The organism is Micrococcus terreus (assembly GCF_900116905.1).
GTDB classification, from domain to species: domain Bacteria; phylum Actinomycetota; class Actinomycetes; order Actinomycetales; family Micrococcaceae; genus Citricoccus; species Citricoccus terreus.
In genome coordinates this window covers 156,794-175,683 of record NZ_FPCG01000008.1, presented here as the reverse complement: position 1 = coordinate 175,683, position 18,890 = coordinate 156,794, and the positions used below count along the sequence as shown (strand labels likewise).

The 18,890-nt window shown below is 68.7% G+C and carries 20 protein-coding genes; 13 read left to right on the top strand and 7 right to left on the bottom strand.

Annotated features, from left to right (window positions below):
- Positions 1-325: transposase (locus BM355_RS10495; protein WP_143109482.1), on the bottom strand; the 325-nt coding region annotated here is incomplete at its 3' end.
- An 81-nt stretch (positions 326-406) separates the two neighbouring features.
- Between BM355_RS10495 and BM355_RS10490 the strand changes: the two genes are divergently transcribed.
- From BM355_RS10490 to ilvA, 7 genes are all read left to right on the top strand, one after another.
- Complete coding sequence (locus BM355_RS10490) at positions 407-1,078, top strand: hypothetical protein (RefSeq protein ID WP_091698175.1); 672 nt, start codon at positions 407-409, stop codon at positions 1,076-1,078.
- A 326-nt stretch (positions 1,079-1,404) separates the two neighbouring features.
- A complete protein-coding gene (locus BM355_RS10485) occupies positions 1,405-1,968 on the top strand; it encodes a GNAT family N-acetyltransferase (RefSeq protein WP_091698172.1) in 564 nt (187 codons plus the stop codon).
- A gap of 458 nt (positions 1,969-2,426) precedes the next feature.
- A complete protein-coding gene (locus BM355_RS10480; protein WP_091698169.1) occupies positions 2,427-2,972 on the top strand; it encodes a carboxymuconolactone decarboxylase family protein in 546 nt (181 codons plus the stop codon).
- Positions 2,973-3,177: 205 nt separating this feature from the next.
- Positions 3,178-4,005, top strand: coding sequence for a Bax inhibitor-1/YccA family protein (locus tag BM355_RS10475; protein ID WP_375544965.1), 828 nt, complete (start codon positions 3,178-3,180; stop codon positions 4,003-4,005).
- A 4-nt stretch (positions 4,006-4,009) separates the two neighbouring features.
- Positions 4,010-4,966: an aldose 1-epimerase family protein gene (locus BM355_RS10470; protein WP_245760741.1), complete on the top strand. Its 957-nt coding sequence runs from the start codon at positions 4,010-4,012 to the stop codon at positions 4,964-4,966.
- 14 nt (positions 4,967-4,980) lie between these two features.
- On the top strand, positions 4,981-6,381 hold the full coding sequence (locus tag BM355_RS10465; RefSeq protein WP_091698165.1) for an AI-2E family transporter: 1,401 nt from the start codon (positions 4,981-4,983) through the stop codon (positions 6,379-6,381).
- Positions 6,378-7,649 (top strand): threonine ammonia-lyase, encoded by a 1,272-nt coding sequence (gene ilvA / locus BM355_RS10460; RefSeq protein WP_091698163.1) that lies wholly within the window; start codon positions 6,378-6,380, stop codon positions 7,647-7,649. The genes BM355_RS10465 and ilvA overlap by 4 nt, the downstream gene beginning before the upstream one ends.
- 114 nt (positions 7,650-7,763) lie before the next feature.
- Here ilvA and greA read toward each other — a convergent pair whose 3' ends face one another.
- Both greA and BM355_RS10450 read right to left on the bottom strand, forming a co-directional pair.
- The gene (gene greA, locus BM355_RS10455; RefSeq protein WP_425435623.1) at positions 7,764-8,267 is read right to left on the bottom strand and encodes a transcription elongation factor GreA; all 504 of its coding nucleotides are present in this window, start codon (positions 8,265-8,267) and stop codon (positions 7,764-7,766) included.
- Between the two features lie 192 nt (positions 8,268-8,459).
- Positions 8,460-8,936: a DUF4307 domain-containing protein gene (locus BM355_RS10450; RefSeq protein WP_091698228.1), complete on the bottom strand. Its 477-nt coding sequence runs from the start codon at positions 8,934-8,936 to the stop codon at positions 8,460-8,462.
- 142 nt (positions 8,937-9,078) lie between these two features.
- Here BM355_RS10450 and mca point away from each other — a divergent pair, with 142 nt between their 5' ends.
- Positions 9,079-9,999, top strand: coding sequence for a mycothiol conjugate amidase Mca (gene mca / locus BM355_RS10445; RefSeq protein WP_423794394.1), 921 nt, complete (start codon positions 9,079-9,081; stop codon positions 9,997-9,999).
- A 26-nt stretch (positions 10,000-10,025) separates the two neighbouring features.
- On the top strand, positions 10,026-10,427 hold the full coding sequence (locus tag BM355_RS10440) for a hypothetical protein (protein WP_091698158.1): 402 nt from the start codon (positions 10,026-10,028) through the stop codon (positions 10,425-10,427).
- 20 nt (positions 10,428-10,447) lie between these two features.
- Here the strand turns inward: BM355_RS10440 and trhA are convergent, their stop codons facing one another.
- Positions 10,448-11,149, bottom strand: a complete 702-nt coding sequence (gene trhA, locus BM355_RS10435) for a PAQR family membrane homeostasis protein TrhA (protein WP_091698156.1) — start codon at positions 11,147-11,149, stop codon at positions 10,448-10,450.
- Positions 11,150-11,387: 238 nt separating this feature from the next.
- Between trhA and BM355_RS10430 the strand changes: the two genes are divergently transcribed.
- The gene (locus BM355_RS10430; RefSeq protein ID WP_091698225.1) at positions 11,388-12,158 is read left to right on the top strand and encodes an isoprenyl transferase; all 771 of its coding nucleotides are present in this window, start codon (positions 11,388-11,390) and stop codon (positions 12,156-12,158) included.
- A gap of 355 nt (positions 12,159-12,513) precedes the next feature.
- Positions 12,514-13,782, top strand: coding sequence for an RNA 5'-3' helicase PhoH2 (phoH2, locus tag BM355_RS10425; protein WP_245760746.1), 1,269 nt, complete (start codon positions 12,514-12,516; stop codon positions 13,780-13,782).
- Between the two features lie 263 nt (positions 13,783-14,045).
- Here the strand turns inward: phoH2 and BM355_RS10420 are convergent, their stop codons facing one another.
- Entirely contained in the window at positions 14,046-14,735 is a 690-nt protein-coding gene (locus BM355_RS10420) for a rhomboid family intramembrane serine protease (protein WP_245760740.1), read from the bottom strand.
- Positions 14,732-15,556 (bottom strand): GNAT family N-acetyltransferase, encoded by an 825-nt coding sequence (locus tag BM355_RS10415; RefSeq protein WP_091698154.1) that lies wholly within the window; start codon positions 15,554-15,556, stop codon positions 14,732-14,734. Before BM355_RS10415 ends, BM355_RS10420 begins: the two co-directional genes overlap by 4 nt.
- A 58-nt stretch (positions 15,557-15,614) precedes the next feature.
- Between BM355_RS10415 and BM355_RS10410 the strand changes: the two genes are divergently transcribed.
- Both BM355_RS10410 and BM355_RS10400 read left to right on the top strand, forming a co-directional pair.
- Entirely contained in the window at positions 15,615-16,124 is a 510-nt protein-coding gene (locus BM355_RS10410; protein WP_091698152.1) for a prepilin peptidase, read from the top strand.
- Positions 16,125-17,007: 883 nt separating this feature from the next.
- Positions 17,008-17,253: a hypothetical protein gene (locus BM355_RS10400; RefSeq protein WP_091698146.1), complete on the top strand. Its 246-nt coding sequence runs from the start codon at positions 17,008-17,010 to the stop codon at positions 17,251-17,253.
- Between the two features lie 203 nt (positions 17,254-17,456).
- Here the strand turns inward: BM355_RS10400 and BM355_RS10395 are convergent, their stop codons facing one another.
- The gene (locus BM355_RS10395) at positions 17,457-18,881 is read right to left on the bottom strand and encodes a class II fumarate hydratase (RefSeq protein WP_091698144.1); all 1,425 of its coding nucleotides are present in this window, start codon (positions 18,879-18,881) and stop codon (positions 17,457-17,459) included.
- Positions 18,882-18,890: the final 9 nt, after the last annotated feature.

Genomic DNA, 18,890 nt, shown 5'->3' with positions numbered 1-18,890 from the left:
CGAGCTCCGCCCCGAAGAAAGAAGCAGCCCTCTTGAGAATCTCGTTGGCCCGGCGCAACTCGCGATTCTCCTGCTCCAAAGCCAGCACCCTCGCGGCCTCGTCGGTGGTGACGCCCGGGGTATGGCCCTCATCGATGTCAGCCTGCTTGACCCAGGTCCGCACCGATTCAGTGCCATATCCCAGTTGCTCGGCGACTCGTTTCACGGTGCCCTGGGTGGTACCTAGCTCGGCGCGCAGCGTGCGCACCATCCGCACCGCTGCGGCTTTCTCCTCCGCGCTGTACCGACGCGTGGTCGGCTGATCCTTCGAGATGTCCTTCGGCATAACCCCATCCTCGTTTCCAAGGTCAGGAGTCTCCAAGAAACCCAGGGCGATTCACAACCCCAGGGAAGATAGGTTGGACCCATGAGCGAGAACACGCAGGTCACCGTCGATGCCCAGCTGTTGCTGTCCTACATGGACGCACAGGGCCTGAACGGCGCCGTGCAGGTGAACCGCGGACAGGAGCACATGGGCGGGCTCATCGTTGACTCTGCCCTGCAGAGGCGCAACAAGTACGGGTCCACGGTCGCCCCGCGCGTCGCCAAGATCATCGAGGCGTGGCCCAAGGCTGTGACCACCACAGGGTTTCGCCGGCTTGCCGGTGACGGGGATACCAGCACCTTCGACTGGTCCCTGAACACCGGCCTAGCCGGCTTGGGCAAGGTCATCGACTGGTCCTCACCGACCCGATTGGTCCAGATGGCCGAGACCGCCACGGTGTTCGCCGACCACGGTATCGACACCACCGACCAGCTGCGTGAAGCCCTCGAAGACGAGCACACCCGCGCACCGTTGCGGGCCCAGCTCCGCCGGATCCGCAACATCGGGCCCAAGACCCTCGACTACTTCGACATCCTGTGCGGGATCACCGAGGCCACCGCCGTGGACTCCCGCATCCGGTTGGCCGCGACCCGGGCCGGGATTGAGAGGCAGGGCTACGACCATCTGCGCGAGGTCATGTTCCACGCCGCGAACACCCGCAGCTGGCGTTTGTCCGATCTAGACGCGGTCCTCTGGGCCGCCCACGAGGACTGAACCCAAACTCTCCTCTGAGGACCGCAGTTCCGCACACACGGTTCTCAGTGAGGCTCAGGGAATCTATGTGTACGGAACGCTGCGGAGACCACAATCAGGGCGTCACACAATGGAGTCCGGAGGGCCTTACGTGACGTCGGCGATCTTGAGGTGGACTGCTGCGAACACTGCGTACAGCGCCTGCAAGGGGATGGTCACGTCCAATCAGGGGTCAGGGGTGGGCAGGGTGAGTTAGGGCTCCCATCAGGGCATGCGTGCGGATGGTCCGCGGCACCCACCGGTCATAGGCTCGAAAGTGACGCCTATCGAAAGGATGGTGGACTCAGGTGGAGACCACGATGGCCCGGACGGACCCGGAACGAGCTGAGGTGCAAGAGTTCTTTGGCTTGCACTTCGCGGACATCGCGGACATCGCGGAGAACGCGGTGCCCGTGGTGGCACACGACGACCTGTACCGCCCAGTCATCCCGTTTATCCGTGAGAGTGAGGGGCGAGTGGTCGCGGCGGCCTTGGCCAACCGGCCGATGATCGCGGCAGGGTCGGTCATGATGGGTGGCAAGTTGCCGAACGGAGTGGACTACGGGCCTGTCCTGGATGACGTGTACCAGCTGGATCTAATCACCGTCGCCGCGGACCACCGGGGCCAGGGGCTCGGTACACGCCTCCTGTCCGCGGTGGATGCCGAGCTGTCTGCTCGCGGCACCCGGGTGATCTTCGGCTGTGTGACGGATGAGCACGATGTGCAGCATTTGCAGTCTTTCTACACTGCGGCCGGGTTTAAAGTACTGGACCAAGGGCAGCCCCTTCCGCAGTTCCGTGGCCGGACATGGGTCGGCGCCCTCGATGCCGCACCAGCCTTCTACTTTTACCGCCAGCTGCCCCGCGCATAGGACTAAACCCGTACACATCCGGGCATGACCGACTCCATCTCCCGTTCCCACCAGCCCAGGGGCGGCTCTCTCGGCGGCCAGTTCGCCACCGAGGCCACGGATGAGGCCATCGGGCGTCTCCCTGACCGCTCCCACCCCGACCGACGAGCCGGTCATCGAGGCCACCGGCCCCGCTGTCGATGAGGAGTTCTTCGCCGACAAGACCAAGACACAGTTTATTGGCGTGATCTCCCTGCCGGCCCTAAGCGACGGGGAACCTCCCACGATGGCAACATCGTGGCAACATTCGCTCGTAAACCCACCTAACTTTGCGTGATGCACGGATATGAACTTCCGCGAGATTCCGCGGTTTTCGCTGCCTGGCCACAGTCTCGAAAGGTTTCGAGTCCCACCGGGGGCACGCCAGCCAGTCCGCCGATCGATGACACGGCAGCGCGACCGCGCGTACCGTTCAGGCCATGGGTCTGCTCCCCAGCACCTCCTCCCTGGATGCCACGCTTCCGAACTACGAGCGCGCCTTCGCCAGCCGTCCTGCTGTGTACGCCGCCTGGCGGGGGCTGGTCGCGGCGATCACCGCCTCCATGGACGAGCGGGACTACGAGGTCGCCACCCTCGGGGCGGCCAGGGCCCTGCGCAGCACCTACTGCAGCCTCGCCCATGGGAGCGTCCTCCTGGAACGGCACGTCGACGAGCCTGGCCTGATCCGCCTCCTTGCGGCGGCCGATGCCGGCGAGGTCGCCGACGGATCCACCCGGGACGAGATGATCACCGTCTTCGCCGCGCGGGTGGCACGTGGCGCTCCTGACCTCACCCAGGCTGACATCGACGCCGTCCTTGGGGCAGGTCTGACCGAACAGGGGGCCTTCGACGTCATCCTGGCCGCCGCGGCACGGTGCTTCTTCAGCACCGTGCTGGACGCCACGGGCACGCGAGCCGACTCAGCACTGCGCCAGCGTCTGGGGCCGGAACTGGTCGCTCAGCTCACCACCGGCCGCCCCGCCTGAGGAACGGGCTGGGCGGGCCGCACTACGCCGTGGGCGGACCGTGTCATCCCACCCAGCGTCGATGCAGGTTCGGCCTATAGACTGGGTCACAGCCTCCGGCCCGGTCCAACGGGTGGACTTCCAAGTCAGACGGACCAGACGCGACCAGTAGAGGAGATGGCCAGTGGCCAACCCTGTCTTCAACACCAAGACCTTCCAGGAGCAGATGCACTCCGGCCAGCAGCAGCCGGGGTGGTACTCCGGTGGGCAGCAGACCCAGACCCAGCCGGGCCAGCAGGGCCAGTTCGGTCAGCCCCAGTATGGCCAGCAGGCTCCGCAGGGCTACTCCGCCGAGCAGCTCAACGAGATGTACCAGCAGCCCGCCGCCGGCCCGGTGGACACCGGCCGGATGAGCTACAACGACGTCATCGCCAAGACCGTGATGACCCTGGGCGTGGTGCTGATCACCGCCGTCGTCGGCTGGATGATGCCCGCCCTGATGCTGCCCGGCGCCATCGTCGGCCTCGTGCTCGGTCTGGTCAACGCCTTCAAGCGTGAGCCCTCGCCGGCCCTGATCCTGCTCTACGCCGCAGCCGAGGGTCTGTTCCTGGGCGGCATCTCCCAGGTCTTCGAGCAGATGTGGCCCGGCATCGCCTCCCAGGCCGTGCTCGGCACCCTGTGCGTGTTCGCCGTGACCCTGGCCCTGTACGCCTCCGGCAAGGTCCGCGCCACCCCCAAGGCCATGCGCATTTTCATGATCGCCATGGTCGGCTACGCGCTGTTCTCGCTGGTGAACCTGTTCCTGATGCTCTTCGGCGTCACCGACTCCATGTTCGGCCTGCGGTCGGGCTGGATGGGCGTGGCCATCGGCCTGGTCGCCGTCTTCCTGGCCGCCTTCTCCCTGGTCATGGACTTCACCGCCATCGAGCAGGGCGTGCGCGCCGGTGCTCCGAAGAAGTACTCCTGGAGCGCCGCGTTCGGCCTGACCGTGACCCTGGTCTGGCTGTACGTCGAGATCCTGCGTATCCTGGCGATCCTGCGCGGCAACGACTGACCTCGTGACCGCAGATCACCTCCCGGTGGCCGTCGATCCCTCGTCCGAGGGGTCGGCGGCCACCGGCGTTCAGTACGAGATCCACCGCGCCGGAGCCCGCGCCGTCATCACCGCCCTGGCCGGCGCCCTCCGCGTCTACGAGCTCCACGGCACCGCCCTGATCGAGACCTACGGTCCGGACGAGATCGCCCCCTCGGCCAACGGCATCCAGCTCTCGCCCTGGCCCAACCGCGTCCGGGACGGGCTCTGGCACCTGGACGGGCAGCCCCAACAGCTGGACCTCACCGAGCCCTCCCGCGGCAATGCCAGCCACGGACTGCTGCGCAACACCGGCCTCACCCCGGTCCTGCACAGCCAGGACCGAGTGGTGCTGCGCGGGCAGATCCACCCCCAGCACGGGTATCCGTTCCGTCTCACCCATCAGGTGGACTACCACCTGGACCCCGACGGCGGCCTGCAGGTCACCCAGTCCCTCATCAATCATTCGGAGCGGTCAGCTCCGGTCGCCTTCGGCGCCCACCCCTTCCTGCGGCTGGGCGAGGTGCCCTCCGAGGAGCTCACCCTCACCGTGCCCGGTGCCACCCAGATCATCGCCGATGAGCAGCTCATCCCGGTGGGCAGCCGAGCGGTCGAGGACACCGAGGACGACTTCCGTCAGGGAGCCCCGGTGGGGGAGCGGCTGCTGGACGCCGCCTACACCGACCTGACACCTGATCAGGACGGGCGCGTGCGCTGCATCCTGACAGCCCCGGACGGGCGTACGGTGGAGCTGTGGTCCGAGACCGCCTACCGCTACGTGCATGTGTTCATCACCGACCGCTATCCCGGTCGGCACCGAGCGGTGGCGCTCGAACCGATGACCGCACCGGCTGACGCCCTGAACTCAGGCGATGGGCTGGTGTGGTTGGAGACCGACCAGACGCTGTCGGCCACCTGGGGGATCACCGGGCGGCTGGCCTGACCCAGGAGGGACCCATGTCCACCCCACCGCCAGAGCAGGCTCAGCCGGCCCCGGAACTGGACAGTGAGTCCCTCACCGACCTCCAGGTCAGCGACCGCGTCGCCCTGGACGTTCCCTACGGGCTGACCGTGGCCGCTGCCTGGTCCTGGCGGCTGATCGTGGTGCTGATCGCCGTGAGCATGGCCATCTGGCTGCTCAGCCACGTCTCCATCCTGGTCATCCCGCTCCTGGTCGCCGCCCTGCTGGCCACCCTGTTGGCCCCGGTCCACCGCCGGATGCGCCAGCTGCACGTTCCTAACGGCCTGGCGGTCGCGGCGTGCATCCTCGGGCTGATCGCCGCCGTGCTGGGACTGTTCTACCTGGCTGGCCAGCAGCTGGCCGTGGGCTTCGCCGACATGCGGGACCAGATCGTCGTCGGGTTCGAGGGGATCATCGGCTGGCTGGCCTCCATGGGCGTGACCACCGACCAGTGGAACGATGTCATCTCCGACCTGGCCGGCACCGTGCGCAACAACAGCCAGGCCATCCTCAGCGGCGCCCTCGGGTTCGGCTCCACCGCAGGCAACATCGCCGCCGGCACCGTGCTGGCCATCTTCGCCCTGATCTTCTTCCTGCTGGACGGCAACCGGATCTGGACCTTCCTGCTCAAGTTCGTCCCACAGCGCCACCGCCGGGCCATCGACGGTGCCGGCCGCGCCGGGTGGACCTCGTTGGGCTCCTATGTGCGCGTGCAGATCTTCGTGGCCTTCGTGGACGCCGTGGGCATCGGAGCCGGCGCCTGGCTGCTGGGCGTGCCATTGGCGTTCCCCCTGGCCGTCCTGGTGTTCCTGGGCTCGTTCATCCCGCTGGTCGGCGCGGTGCTGACCGGTGGCATCGCCGTGCTGCTGGCCCTGGTGGCCAATGACTGGGTCAACGCCCTGCTGATGCTCGGTGTGGTCCTGCTCGTCCAGCAGATCGAGGGCAACATCCTCCAGCCCCTGGTGATGGGCCGGGCGGTCAGCCTGCATCCGCTGGCCGTGTTCCTGGCCGTGGCCGGAGGAACCGCAGTGCTCGGACTGGTCGGAGCCATCTTCGCCGTGCCCGTGCTCGCCTTCATCAACGCCACCGTCAAGTACCTGCAGAGCAAGCCCTGGGAGGCTGACCGCCCGGACCCGGTGATCCAACCGCCGCCGGAGCCCACGCTGGCCGAACGCGCGGCCGAGCTGGAGGGCCCGTGGGGCAAGGCCTACGAGACGATCGACGGCGCCGTGCGCCGTGTGGCCGTGCGCACCGGATCCCCCTCCGCCCGGCCTCGCCGCCGACTCATCCCCTGGCGCCGCTCACGCAACACGCCCGTCACCGAGCCCGGATCGGGGGAGAATACGCAGACGCAGCAGTCCGGCACTGAGCCGGATCAGGACGGAGGAGACCGGTGACCAGCAACGCCTCAGAGACCGAGCAGTCGAACACCCTTCCGGTGAGCCTGGAGGAGATCGAGCGCGCCCGGGAGCTGCTGGACGGGGTCATCGTCCCCACCCCGCTGGACCACTCCCGGGCCCTGGGACGGATCACCGGATCCACCGTGCACCTGAAGTGCGAGAACCTCCAGCGCGCCGGGTCCTTCAAGGTCCGCGGTGCCTATGTGCGCATGGCCCGCCTGAGCCCGGAGGAACGGGCCCGGGGCGTGGTGGCCGCCTCGGCCGGCAATCACGCGCAGGGAGTGGCCCTGGCCGCCGCCAAACTGGGGATGAAGGCCCGGATCTACATGCCCCTGGGGGTGGCGCTGCCCAAGCTGCAGGCCACCCGGGACCACGGTGCCGAAGTGGTGCTGCTGGGCAACAATGTGGACGAGGCCCTGGCCGCCGCCCAGCGGTACTCCGAGGAGACCGGGGCCGTGGTCATCCACCCCTTCGACCATGAGGACATCGTGGCCGGGCAGGGCACCATCGGCCTGGAGATCCTGGAGAAGGACCCCGAGGTGGACACCATCATCATGGGGATCGGCGGTGGCGGACTGCTGGCCGGCGTGGCCGTGGCCGTGAAGGAGATGGCCCGCCGCACGGGCCGTCAGATCCGGATCATCGGCGTCCAGGCCGAGAACGCCGCCGCCTATCCGCCCTCCCTGGCCGCGGACGCCGTGGTCCCGCTGACCCACGTCTCCACCATCGCCGACGGCATCGCCGTGGGACGTCCCGGACAGCTCCCGTTCCAGATCATCCGCGAACTGGTGGACGGGGTGGTCACCGTCTCCGAGGACGCGATCGCCAACGCCCTGGTCTTCCTGCTCGAACGTTCCAAGATGGTGGTCGAGCCCGCCGGCGCGGTCGGCGTGGCGGCCCTGCTGGAGGGCAAGCTGGAGGAGCTGGGCATTTCCTCCGAGCGGACCGTGGCGGTGCTCTCCGGAGGCAACATCGATCCCATGCTGATGCTCAAGGTCATCCAGTCCGGCCTCTCCGCCGCCGGCCGGTTCCTCACCGTGCGCATCGCCCTGCGGGACCGTCCCGGCGAGCTCTCCACCATCTCCCGGATCATCGCCGAGACCGATGCCAACGTCACCCGCGTGGACCACACCCGGATCGGCGGCTCCCTGGGCATGGGAGACGTGTTCATCACCATCGACATGGAGACCCGCGGGGCCGAGCACTCCGAAGAGGTCCTGGGCCGCCTGCGCTCGGCCGGCTATCAGCCCGTCGTCCGCCCCTGAGCCCCTCGTCCTCTCTGCACGCCTGACCACAGCACAACGGCGGCCCACCGGATCCAACCGGTGGGCCGCCGTCGTGATGTCCTCATCAGTCCCGGTGCGAGCGGGTCTGGTGGGTCAGGCCTTGTACGGAGTGGCCTTGATGATCTCGACCGTGATGTCCTTGCCGTTCGGCGCGGTGTAGGTCACGGACTCGCCGGCCTTGACGCCGTGGATGGCCTCACCCAGCGGGGAGCGCTCGGAGTAGACCTCGAGGTCGTCCTCGTCGTCGGCGATCTCGCGGTTGCCGAACAGGAAGGTGGTCTTGTCCCCGGCGATCTTGGCCTCCACGACCATGCCGGACTCCACGATGCCGTCGTCCTTGGGGGCATCACCCACGCGGGCGGTCTCGAGCAGGTGGGTCAGCTCCTGGATGCGGCCCTCGTTCTTGGACTGCTCCTCACGCGCGGCGTGGTATCCGCCGTTCTCCTTGAGGTCGCCCTCCTCACGGGCCTGCTCGATCCGGTCGATGATCTCGGCGCGGCCCGGACCGGAGCGCTCGTCGAGCTCCTTCTTCAGGCGGTCGTAGGCTTCCTGGGTCAGCCAGGGGGCAGAGTCGGTGTTGCTCGTGGGCACGTGCATCTCCTTCGGGGTGTGCTCGGGCGGCTGAGTCAGCCGCCGTGCTGCTCCTGCCGGACACCGTGCTGCCGGATGCAGCCCTGAGGGTGGCCATGCAAGAACCCCGCCGGGGCGGCCGGGCGAATCGTCAGCAGACGTTCGGCGGCTCCCTCAGCGGGGCGAAGTCCAATGCCATCCAGTGTAACGGATGACACCTCAGGCGGTGGGCTCCTCGATCCAGCAGGACTCCACACCGCCGCTGACGCCCTCGGCATCGGTGCGCAGGTCCACGTCGTAGTACTGCGTCTCATCCGAGGGGGTCTGGACCTGGCCGTCCTCGGCCGGACCCACCGTCACGGTGTGGAACCCGACCACCGCGTACTGCTCGTTGAGCACCTGCACGGCGCAGGCCACGGTGTCCTCCGGATCCTTGGTCAGCTGGAAGGTCACCTGCGCCTGAGTGGGGGACTCGATCCGGAACCCCACGTCCTTCCAGGTCAGGTTCCGCGCGGTGTCGGAGAAGGTGAACCAGGCGGCGGCGGCCACGGCCAGGACCAGCCCGACGACGGCCAGCCACGTTCCACGGCGGCGTCCAGTCCCGCTGGGGGCACGGGTGCTTTGGGCACGGCCATAGCGGTTGGCTAGGCTGTCCTGCGGCAGAGGGGGCGGCGAGGAGTCGAGTGATTCAGGCATCATCCCCATGCTACCGGCGGTCAGAAAGGGCCCAGCATCCATGAGCAGCGCAACCCCTGAACAGGGCGGAGCCGAGTTCGGCGTCCCCGTGGGACACGAGGACTACGGCACGCCGGAGTCCGAGGAGTCGCGCGCTGAGACCGTGGCCGCCGGCGTCCCCGCCTCGCACGGGCTGCGCCTGCTGGCCGTGCACGCCCACCCGGACGATGAGTCCTCCAAGGGTGCGGCCATGATGGCCGCCTATGAGGAGGCCGGCGCCGAGGTCATGGTGGCCACCTGCACCGGCGGCGAGCAGGGGGACCTGCTCAACCCCGGGTACGGGGACACCATCCGCCTGGACCGTGACCTCACCGGGGTGCGCCGGGCCGAGATGGAGGAGGCCGGTGCTGCCCTGGGGATCGAGCACCGGTGGCTGGGGTTCATGGACTCCGGTCTGCCCGAGGGCGATCCGCTGCCCCCGCTGCCCTTCGGCTGCTTCGCCTCGCTGCCGTTGGAGCAGGCCACCGCGCCCCTGGTCCGGCTGATCCGCGAGTTCCAGCCCCACGTGGTGATCAGCTACGACGAGATCGGCGGCTACCCGCACCCGGACCACATCAAGGCCCACGAGATCACCGTGGAGGCCTACCGCGCAGCCGGGGACCCTGAGCGCTATCCCGGCACCGGTGAGCCCTGGACCCCGTCCAAGCTGTACTACGACCGCGCCTTCAACCCCAGCAAGTACCGTGCCCTGCACCAGGCGTTCCTGGACGCAGGGGAGGAGTCGCCCTTCGCCAGCCGGATCACCTGGTACGAGCGGCTGTTGAACGAGGATCACGAACCGGAGCCCGGCTCCTGGCGGCCCACCCAGCACGAGGTCACCACGCAGATCCACGTGGGCGACTACCTGGAGAAGCGGGATGCCGCGCTGCGCGCCCACCGCACCCAGGTGGACCCGGACGGGCCGTTCTTCGCCGCGCCGAACACCCTGCTGCGCCGGACCTGGCCGTGGGAGGACTACGTGCTGATCGACTCCCGGGTGGAGACCACCCTGCCGGAGACCGATCTCTTCACCGGCCTGCGCTGAGCGCGGGTCGGATAGACTGGACTGCTGTGACCTCACCTCTCCACGCTCTGTCCTCTGCGCTCTTCGCGGCGACGCCGGCCCCTGCCAGCACCCCTGAGCCGGCCATTCCCGAGCCCACGCTGCGCCCCGGGCTGGACCAGACCGAGGTGACCCCCGGGATCGAGGGGTTCCTGTTCACCGCGCTGATGGTGGCCATGGCGATCATCGTGATCCGGCTGATGATCCGCTCGGTCCGCCGCGTCAAGCACCGCTCGGAGACCGCCGAGGAGATGCTGGTGGAGCGGTACCAGAGCCACCTGCCGGAGGAGATCCGCCGCAACCCGGACAGCGATGTCCCGGACCCACAGGAGCGGCTGCGTCAGAAGTACCCCGGGTACCTGGATCAGCCCACCCAGCAGCCCCAGGGTCCGGACTCCGGCCGCGACTGACCCTGGACCGGCCGGGCCGTTCAGGTCAGGGCTGAGGTGCGCAGGACCGCCACCATGATGGCGATGTAGTGGCAGACGAATCCGCCCACCGTGAACGCGTGGAAGAGCTCGTGGAAGCCGAACCACTCGCGGTGGATGTTCGGCCGCTTGAGCGCATAGAACACCGCGCCGATGATGTAGCAGGCCCCGCCCACGCAGACCAGGACGGCGGCGGTGGGGTCGGCGGCGAAGAAGTCTCCGATGTACAGCAGCGCGGCCAGCCCCAGCAGCATGTAGACGGGAGTGTAGAGCCAGCGTGGCGCGTTGGTCCAGATCAGGCGGAAGGCCACCCCACCCAGGGCTCCGGCCCAGACCAGGATCAGCAGCAGCGTGGACTTCTCCGGGGGCAGCAGGGCCACCGCCAGCGGCGTGTAGGTGCCGGCGATGACCAGCATGATGTTGGTGTGGTCCAGCCGCTTGAGCACCAGGGCGACCTTCGGGTCCCACTGCACCAGGTGGTAGGTGGCCGAGACCGAGAACAGCAGCAGGCCGGTGATGGCGTAGACCACGGTGGCCCAGGTCAGCGCCGTGCCCTGGGCGAAGACGACCAGCACGATCCCGGCGGCCAGCGCCAGGGGAGCCATCACCGCGTGGATCCAGCCGCGCAGTCGTGGCTTGAACTCCGGATGGTCACGATCGGTGATCCGTTCCATCCGCCAGCGGCGCGGGGTGGTCTGATTCATGGGGTCAACTCTAGACCTGGGGTTACCCCTCAGTAGCGGCGCTGTGGCCGCCGCCACAGGGCGGGACGCGGGGTGGGACGGGGTGTGCCTGTGAGGTGGGGCGGTACCGTGGACTGCAGCATCAGTGTGGACCTGTTCGAGCAGCATCCGAAAGAGGTGAGCCGCCGTGAGTGGTGACCGGACGAACCGAGGCCAACGGCTGGAGCGCCTGGAGCAGCTGGCCGAGCTGGTCCCGGCCGTGCCTCGCCGGATCCTCTACCGGTTCTACGAGGGTCGCCTGGCCGGTGACCTGGACACCGCACGGCTGCCCGGGCACATCGGCGTGGTGCTGGACGGCAACCGTCGGTGGGCCAAGGCCGCAGGTGCCACCACGGCGGACGGCCATCAGGCCGGGGCGGACAAGATCCTGGAGTTCCTGGGCTGGTGCGATGAACTGGGGATCAAGGTCGTGACCCTGTACATGCTCTCCACGGACAACCTCAACCGCTCCCCGGAGGAGCTGGATCGGCTGGTGCAGATCATCTGCGGGACCCTGGACCGGCTGGGCGAGGGACTGGAGAACGGACACCGGGTCCGCGTGCAGGCGGTGGGAGCCGCCGAACTGCTCCCGCCGGCCCTGGCCGCCCAGGTCGCCGAACTGGCTGAGCGCACCAGGGACGTGGACGGCGTGCACGTGAACGTGGCCGTGGGCTACGGCGGCCGCCGAGAGATCGTGGATGCGGTCCGCGAGCTGCTCACCGAAGCCGACACCGCTGGGCGCTCGGCCGCCGAGGTGGCCCAGGACCTCTCCGTGGAGCAGATCTCCGACCGGCTGTACACGCGCGGCCAGCCGGACCCGGACCTGGTGATCCGCACTTCCGGCGAGCAGCGCCTCTCCGGGTTCCTGATGTGGCAGTCGGCCTACTCCGAGTTCTACTTCTGTGAGGCCCTCTGGCCGGACTTCCGCCGCGTGGACTTCATGCGTGCCCTGCGCGACTACGCCTCGCGTCAACGGCGCTTCGGCTCCTGATCGTCACACAACGTTTACCGTCCCGTCGAGTGTCACGGGCCACCCGCAGACCTGTCCGGTCTACCGTGGGTGCCATCAGTCAACAGCAGGACGCGGCCGCTCCCGGCTTCGCACCTCCTGCGGATTGATCGGAAAGGCCAGGCCGTATGCCCCACCACAGGCAGCACTGCGGAGGGCCGCTCCGGTCCTCGGGCCGGACCGTCCCATCCCACCCCCTCGATCAGCGGGGCGTGCGCCCCGGTCTGGAGTCCCTGTGGAGCATCTGAGCACCGCCCTGAGCCCCGAGCCCGCCGTCACCCCCGGTGCGGTCGGCGACCATCACACCCGGCAGAGCACGGGGGAGCGGACCTACGTCCTGGACACCTCCGTGCTGCTCTCCGATCCGCGTGCCCTGCTGCGGTTCGCCGAGCACGAGGTCATCCTGCCGATCGTGGTGATCTCCGAGCTGGAGGCCAAGCGCAACGACCCGGAGCTGGGCTACTACGCCCGCAAGGCCCTGCGCCTGCTGGACGAGCTGCGGGTGGAGCACGGCTCGCTGAACCGTCCGGTGCCGCTCGGTTCCGAGGGTGGCAGCCTGCGCGTGGAGCTGAACCACATCTCCACCGAGGTCCTGCCCCATGGCTTCCGCTCCGGGGACAACGATTCCCGGATCCTGGCCGTGGCCCAGAACTTCGCGTTGGAGGGGCGGGACGTCACGGTGGTCTCCAAGGACCTGCCCATGCGCGTGAAGGCCTCGGCCATGGGCCTGCAGGCCGATGAGTACCGCAATGAGCTGGTGAAGGGCTCCGGCTGGACCGGGACGGTGAGCATCTCCGCCTCGGAGGAGGACGTCAATGACCTGTACGACGGCGGCCCCGTCACCTTGAGCGCCACGGCGGACGTTCCCGTCAACACCGGTCTGATCATCACCTCGCCTCGCGGCTCGGCGCTCGGCCGGGTGGGCCGGGACGGCACCACCCAGCTGGTCCGCGGAGACCGCGACGTGTTCGGGCTGCACGGGCGCTCGGCGGAGCAACGCCTGGCGATCGACCTGCTGCTGGACCCGGAGGTGGGGATCGTCTCCCTGGGCGGCCGGGCCGGCACCGGCAAGTCCGCACTGGCCCTGTGCGCCGGGCTCGAGGCCGTGCTGGAGCGTCAGGAGCACCGCAAGGTCGTGGTGTTCCGCCCCCTGTTCGCCGTGGGCGGTCAGGAGCTGGGCTACCTGCCCGGTTCCGAGTCGGAGAAGATGAACCCCTGGGGCCAGGCCGTGTTCGACACCCTGGGTGCGCTGGTCTCCACCGAGGTGATGGAGGAGGTCCTGGACCGCGGCATGCTCGAGGTGCTGCCCCTGACCCACATCCGAGGCCGGTCCCTGCACGACTCCTGGGTGATCGTGGACGAGGCGCAGTCCCTGGAGAAGAACACCCTGCTGACGGTGATGAGCCGGATGGGCCAGAACTCCAAGATCGTGCTCACCCATGACGTGGCCCAGCGTGACAACCTGCGGGTGGGCCGGCATGACGGCATCGCAGCCGTGGTGGAGACCCTCAAGGGACAGCCGCTGTTCGGCCACGTCACCCTGACCCGTCCGGAGCGCTCGCCGATCGCCGCGCTGGTCACGGAGCTGCTGGAGGACGTGCTCTAGCCGGAGCAGGGGGCTGGTTAACGAGACAGAGGCCGCTGCGATGCAGCGGCCCCTGTGGGCGGAGGGCCGAGTCCCCGTGGAGGGGGGATGAGGGGATCCCGGCCAGTCCGCCGAGCCATGGCCCCCTGAAACGGGATCGGAGCCATGGAGCTCAGCTGTCCATGATCGGCGCGACGGCCGCTGATGAACGACTCCAGCATAAGCCCCCCGTCTTCGGATGACAAGGGAGAACGTGAACTCTTGACCGTGATCCTACTCACGAGTCACCTGAGGCGGTCCATCGCCCGTTCTCGGCGGTCCTGACGGGCCTGCCGGGTGTCCAGGAACGCCACCAGGATCCCGGCCGCGGCGCCCATCAGATGGCCCTGCCAGGAGATGTGCGGATTGACCGGGAGCAGCCCGAACACGATCCCCCCGTACAGCGCCACGGTCACGACGGCGGCCAGCAGGGCGGCCAGCCGGCGCGAGAGGATCGCGTAGGTCACCAGGAAGGCCGCATAGCCGTAGACCACGCCGGACGCCCCGATGTGCAGGGTGCCCGGACCGCCGATCAGCCAGGTCCCCAGTCCGGAGAGGACCCAGATCCCGGCGGTGATCAGCCACCATCGTCCAGTGATCCAGGCGATGAGGGATCCCAGGACCAACAGGGCGCCGGTGTTGGAGATCAGGTGGGGGATGGAGCCGTGCAGCAGTGGAGAGGCCAGCACGCCCACGAGCCCCTCGGTTTCCAGGGGGCGGATGCCGAACCGATCCAGCGCTCCGCGCAGAACGATGTCCAGGATCTCCAGCACCCACATCACCACCACCAGTCCGAGCACCGGCTTGGCCCGGGCCAGGGCGGACGGGCGCCGGTCCGGGACCGTCTGCACGGACCGTCGGCCGAACAGGCCGCCGGTGGGTCGGGTGGCCGGCTGGGCGGGGCCGGTCAGGCCCATGTCGTCTCGCCAGGTCATGCTGAGGTCTCTCCTGAAGGTGCCGGGGCCGGCGTCGGGACCGCGGGGATCCCGAGGAAGGCCTGGACGGGGGCGATGCCCGTGACGGACACCGGGGTCTGCGGGCGGAGGAACTCCTCCGGGGTGAGGCGGAAGTGCAGCACGGTCTCCGGCTCGCGGCCCCAGGCGCGCACGTGGGCGCCGTTGAAGCGGTACCCCAGGGAGGTGCTGACCCGCTGGGAGGCCTGGTTCCAGGAGGCGCAGCTGGTCTCCGCGGCGAGGGCGCCCAAGTGGTCGAAGGCCAGGACCAGGCCGACGGTACGGGCCTGGCGGCCGAGCCCCTGCCCCTGGACGTCATGCCGCAGCCAGGACCCGGTCTCCACCGTGCGGGTGAGGTGGAAGTTCTGCGCGCTGACGTCCTGCAGGCCGATCAGCTCCCCGTCCGGTCCGCCGCAGGGGCCGTCCGGATCGCCGAGGCGGTCCCACACGCCGCACTGCACGGTCCAGGTGCGGGGGCCGGTGGCGGCGCGGGTGCGCCAGATGTGCTGCAGGGTCTGCCGCCAGACGTCCTGGGCCGGGGCCTGGGACCAGGGGACCTCGCCGAAGGGGTTCTGCCCGGTGGGGTGGATGCCGCGCTGCACGGCGGCCAGCAGGGCCGGAAGGTCAGCGTCCGCCACGGGGCGCAGGACTAGACGCTCGGTCTCGGCCCGGAGCCCGAACAGCGGCCACCAGCCGTGCAGGTCCGCGGGCTCGGGAGCGGGGAACCAGGGCGGCAGCAGCCCGCTCCGCCGCGGGGACGGCTGGGCGGTGTCTGGCGCGGTGTCTGACGGGGACGAGGACATGTCCACAGTCTAGGGACGGGCGCGGACGCCCGGACCGCGGCCGCCGTAGCCTGGTGCCATGCCCGCACTGCTGATCGACGCCTGGAGAAGTGGAGAGGTGCTCTGGGCGCTGCTGGTGGGCGCGGGGCTGGTCCATCTGCTGGTGTGCGCCGTGGTGCTGGTCCGGGTGGACCTGCGCGAGCACCGGCTGCCGAACCGCTGGACGGCTGCCCTGGTGGCCGGCGGCGCCGCGACCTTGTGGAGTGCCTCCGCGCTGGACGGCGGGGCTCGGCTGGTGCCGTCCGCGGTGGCGCTGATCGGCTATCCCGTCCTGATGCTGATGCTCCACCTGGGCAGTCGCGGCGGCCTGGGGCTGGGCGATGTGAAGCTGGCGGCCGGGCTCGGGCTCTACACCGGGTGGCTGGGCTGGGAGGCCTGGGCGCAGGCGGTCTTCCTGGGCTTCGTGATCGGCGGCTTGGTGGCTCTGGTGATGGTGCTCTCCAGGCGGGCGACCGGTTCCACCCGGCTGCCCTTCGGTCCGCCGATGATGCTCGGTGCGTGGGTCGCGGTGCTTCTGGGCGGGGTCTGAGGCCGGGCAGAGCAACGCTCTGCGAGATCTTGATCACCTTGTAGCAGAAATTCTCATGTGAGAGTATGGGAAGAACTGGGAGCTGTCTCACATATACCCGGTGTCATCGCGCCTCCGGGTGGCAACTTTCCAAGCAGAAGTCGATTGAGTTGGGGTCATCAGTATGCACCGTGAATCTGTAGAGGAGCGCCAGGCTGCTTCGTCTGGTCTGTCGCGTCGCCGCGTAGTGGCTGGCGCAGCCTGGTCCGTCCCAGTCGTGGCCCTGGCCACGGCTGCACCGTCCTTCGCGGTGTCCCCGTCGGATCCCATTCCGGCGAACGCGCTGAACGGGTGGGTCCGCGTCACGCGGGACTGCAACGCCGCCCGGATCAGCATTTCCAGCGCCGGGGCGTACCCGAACGGCGGCCTCTGGGTCTTCTCCAATCAGCAGCAGCCTCCGTCGAACGCCCAACTGGTTTTCTACTTCCCTACGTCTTGGGGCATACTCACCTGGACCAGCGGCAATAGGGCCTGGAGCGCCCCCGTGTACGAAGGACAGGTCACGATCTCCGGGCAGACATACAACGCCTACCGCAGCACGTACAACGGCCAGTTCCAATGGGCCACCAACGGGGGGGTGTACACCGGGGGCGGTGGCCCTGCCGGCCCCGAGCGGTGGGAGGCCGTGACAGCTCCCAGCTTCACGACGTCCAGGATCGCGTGGCGGTCGTGCGGGAACGGCGATGCTGTCTACCTGCGTCGCACTGTCACCGTGAACGGGAAAGAGATCACCTTCCGCCGGACTCTGGTCTTCTAGGCTTCTCATCCCTGAACACAGACACTCACCAGTTGGCCTGGGAGAACGATGCCACGTCCCCTCTCCCTCGGCGAAAGGATACGTTTCATGAGCACTACTTCTTCTGCCGGAACCCCAGACGTCTCCCCTGAGTCGGCCGCGGCAGACACTGCGGCCGCCGGTGCCGCGGCCGCTCCGCAACCGGAGCAGACCCAGACGACGCCTCAGGCCGAGACTCCGACCCCCCAGAGCCCTGCTGCCGCAGGGGCGGTCGAGAACGAAGAGCCCTCGGAGCCTGCTGTCGACGAGGAAGCAGGCAAGGAAGTCACAGGCATCTTCCACCACAAGATCTGAAGCACTCCTCCTCCTGACCGAGACACACCATGAGCCGGACACCCAGGGCGGTGTCCGGCTCGTGGTGTGTCTGAAGGGCGGACCGCCTCGGTGGAGGTGCGCTGAACTTGCCGGGCGGCTCACACCTGGAGGGCACGAGGCCCCGGGACCTTCCGCGGGGAAGGTGCCGGGGCCGCCGTCGGGACTGCTGGGCGCGGAACCGATCAGTTGGGGTGGGTCATGGACATGGTGTCCAGGGCCTCGTCCAGCTGGGCCTCGGTGACCTCGCCGCGCTCCACGTAGCCGAGGTCGATCACGGCCTCACGCACGGTCATCTTCTGGGCGACGGAGTGCTTGGCGATCTTGGCGGCGGCCTCGTAGCCGATCACCTTGTTCAGCGGGGTCACGATGGACGGGGAGGCGCCGGCCAGGAACGAGCAGCGCTCCTCATTGGCCTCGATGCCGTCGATCATCTTGTCCGCCATCACCGTGGAGGTGTTGGCCAGCAGGCGGATGGACTCCAGCAGGTTGGCGGCCATCACCGGGATGCCCACGTTCAGCTCGAACGCGCCGTTGGTGGAGGACAGGGCCACGGTGGTGTCATTGCCGATCACCTGGGCGCAGACCATGATGGCGGCCTCGCAGATCACCGGGTTGACCTTGCCCGGCATGATCGAGGAGCCCGGCTGCAGATCGGGGATGAAGATCTCGCCCAGACCGGTGTTCGGGCCCGAGCCCATCCAGCGCAGGTCGTTGTTGATCTTCATCAGCGAGTACGCGATGTTGCGCAGCTGGCCTGAGGCCTCCACCAGGCCGTCGCGGTTGGCCTGGGCCTCGAAGTGGTTGCGGGCCTCGGTGATCGGCAGGCCGGTCTCCTCGGCGAGCAGCTCGATCACGCGGGCGGAGAAGCCCTTCGGGGTGTTGATGCCGGTGCCCACGGCGGTGCCGCCCAGCGGGACCTCGGCCACGCGCGGCAGGGAGGCATCCACACGCTCGATCCCGTAGCGGACCTGGGCGGCGTACCCGCCGAACTCCTGGCCCAGGGTCACCGGGGTGGCGTCCATCAGGTGGGTGCGGCCGGACTTGACCACGGACGCGAACTCTTCGGCCTTCTTCTCCAGCGAGGAGGCCAGGCGGTCCAGGGCGGGCTTGAGGTCGTTGATCAGCGCACCGGTGACGGCCACGTGCACCGAGGTGGGGAAGACGTCGTTAGAGGACTGGGAGGCGTTGACGTGGTCGTTGGGGTGGACCTCGTTCTCCGAGCCGGCGTCCTTCAGGCGGCGGGTGGCCAGGGTTGCCAGGACCTCGTTGGTGTTCATGTTCGAGGACGTGCCGGAGCCGGTCTGGAAGACGTCGATCGGGTAGTGGCCGTCATGGGCACCGGAGATGACCTCGTCCGCGGCGGCCACGATCGCCTGGGCGCGCTCCTCGTCGAGCACCCCCAGCTCGGCGTTGGCCTTCGCGGCGGCCTTCTTGATCTGGGCCAGGGCGTGGATGTGGTTCGGCTCCAGCGTCTTGCCGGAGATCGGGAAGTTCTCCACGGCGCGCTGGGTCTGGGCACGGTACAGGGCGTCCACGGGGACCTTGACCTCGCCCATGGTGTCGTGCTCGATGCGGAACTGCTGGTCGGAAGAAGACTGATCGCTCATGCGTCTCAG